Below are 2,429 nucleotides of genomic sequence, written 5' to 3' on the forward strand. Positions count from 1 at the left end.
CCGCCCGGCGCGATCAGCGCCTGTGTATACGTCGTTCCGGCCGCGTCGAGGGGCTTCGCCAGCGCGTAATGGCCGGCGAGGTTGCTGTTGACGCCCAGCACGTCGCTCATCGAATAAAGCAGCGTGTAGCTTTGGCTGTTGATCGTCAGCGCCGGGCCGGTGTTGGGCGCGCCGGTGAATTGCACGCTGGCGCCCTGTCCGAACGACAGCAGCGCCAGCGTCGGGATCGTCGGGTCCGCCGCCGCCTTGAGGCTGAGCTGGGCCGCGCCCTTGATCGTCACCGGCGCGTTGATCGCGATGGCGTGGTAGGCGTCGAGGGTGAGGCTCTGCGAACTCGACCACGAAATCGCCGAGGCGATGGTGATGTCGCCGGCGCCCGGCGTCTGAACCCCCGGCCCGGAGGCGCCGCCCGCCGTCGTTTGCAGAGTGACGTTGGTGGACGCCAGATTGCCGGAGATCGTATTCGCCGCGGCCGCGCCGACGGTCAGATTGACCGGATCGATCAGCCACGTCCCGGCCGCGCCCCGCGGCGCCGACGTATCGACGGCGATCCCGGCGAAATCGACGGTCTTGCCGGAGGTCTCGACCGTTCCGCCGCCGCCGCCCGAGGCGCCGCCGCGTGCCGAAATCCCGCCCTTGACGCTCGTCGCGCCGTCCGACCAGATGACGACCGAGCCGCCCTTGCCGTTCGCCGTCGCGTCGGCCCTGATCGAGGTCGCCGCGTCAACGCTGACGCCCGCCGCATGGGCGAGCTTGCCTGTTCCCTGCGGGCCGCCGCCCATCCGAATTCTGCCGCCGCCGGCGCCCCCCGAGACATCGACCTCGGCGCCGCGCAGCGCGATCTCCCTGCCGGTGATGGCTATGCGGCCGCCCTTGCCCAGATCGCCTTTGCCGGCAACGCTGGAGGCGTCGAGCCTGCCCGAGACATTGACCGCCCCGCCCGCGCCGCCGCCGATGACGATCGCGCCCGAATGGCCGCCGATGCTGCGGGCCTGCACCAGGCCGCTGATGTTGACGGCGTTGCGGGCCGCCTCGCGCGCCGTGGCCGCCTCGATCACGACGAGGCCGCCGTCGGCCTTGATCGTTCCGGTGTTGCTGACGAGGGCCTCCTTGCCGTTGAAACGGGTGGGCGCCGCGACCTTGAGGAAGCCGTTGCCGGAGAAATCAAGCGTCGCGGTTTCGCCGGAGCCGAGCCCGACCTTGCCCATCGGCGCGAGGATCTTCCCGGAATTCGACACGGCGCCGCCGATCAGCGCGGCGTACCCGCCGCGCCCGACGCTGATCACGCCGTCGTTGGTCACCGCCTTCGAGGCGCCGCCGCCCTTGAATTTCAGTCTGGCCCCGCCGTTGAGGAAATCACTGTCCGAGACGCCGAGCGTCGAGGCGACGAAACCGGCGGCCCTGACCACGCCCGTCTTTGTGATCGCGACGCCGTTGGGATTGACGAGGTAGACCTGACCGTTGGCGTTGAGCCGTCCGGCGATGGTCGAGGGCGTCGAACCGGTCACCCGGTTGAGCAGCGCCGCGGATGAATCGGGTTGATGAATGTTGACGGTGTTGCCCTGGCCGATCGAAAAGCCCTGCCAGTTGACGATGGCCCCCTGGCTGGACTGGCGAATGTTCAGCGTATTGCCCGAAGGCGGAGAAATCGTCACCAAGCCGGAGACCGCCCGCCCGCCCGTCGGCAGGCTCTGGGCGAAGGCTCCCCCGCCGCTCAGTGCCGTCGACGCCAGAAGAGCAAGCGTCAGACGGCAATGACTAAATCCCATGAAGTCCCCCTTGAAGACGGTAGTCTGCCACGCCGTTGGCGTTCCAGCTAGTGCTAGCCTTTTTGAGATCGATCCATACAGGAAGTGATTAAATCGCGCTCAGAAGTCGTTCGGCCCTCGTTTCAAATTCACGAAAAGCCGCCATCGCCTGATCGTCAGTGATTTCACCTTCGGGGGTCTGGGTCAATCGGTTATGGCAGAGGCGACCTAGCGTCAGCTGATCCCCGGATCTGAGAGCCTCTTCGAACCGACGGTTCCCCCGTTCCAGTAGCGCTGATCTTTGCGCCGCATGGCCGCGACGCGGCGGTTGCGAAAGCGCTTTTGGGGGAAGCAGGGATCCGTTCGGCCGTCTGCGCAAACCTCCTTGAGTTCGAGAACAGGCTGGACGAGGACGCTTCCTTCGCCGTCGTCACCGACGAGGCGGTGCGTTTCCACGATCTTCGCGGGATTGCGGCGCGCCTCGCGGCGCAGCCGGCATGGTCCGACTTGCCTTTCATCTTGCTGACCCGACGCGCCCTTGGCCCAGACAGCCCGCAGGCGAGGGCGCTGTACGAGACTGCCGGCACGCAAGAAATCCTGTCAGCCGCCGAACGGCTATTAATGCCATCTCGCGGCTCTTATAAATCAACACAGCGTTTCGAAACAGATAAACTGGCCCCA

Annotated in this window: 1 protein-coding gene and 1 pseudogene; one reads left to right on the forward strand and one right to left on the reverse strand. The window is 66.8% G+C overall.

Translation table 11 applies throughout. The features are described from left to right. On the reverse strand, positions 1-1,769 hold a 1,769-nt coding region (locus BM177_RS19215), incomplete at its 3' end, for a two-partner secretion domain-containing protein (RefSeq protein ID WP_139223762.1). Positions 1,770-2,090: 321 nt separating this feature from the next. Here BM177_RS19215 and BM177_RS20425 point away from each other — a divergent pair. Next, positions 2,091-2,429, forward strand: a pseudogene (locus BM177_RS20425) (hybrid sensor histidine kinase/response regulator); the annotation flags it as partial.

Source organism: Methylocapsa palsarum, assembly GCF_900114285.1.
Lineage (GTDB): Bacteria > Pseudomonadota > Alphaproteobacteria > Rhizobiales > Beijerinckiaceae > Methylocapsa > Methylocapsa palsarum.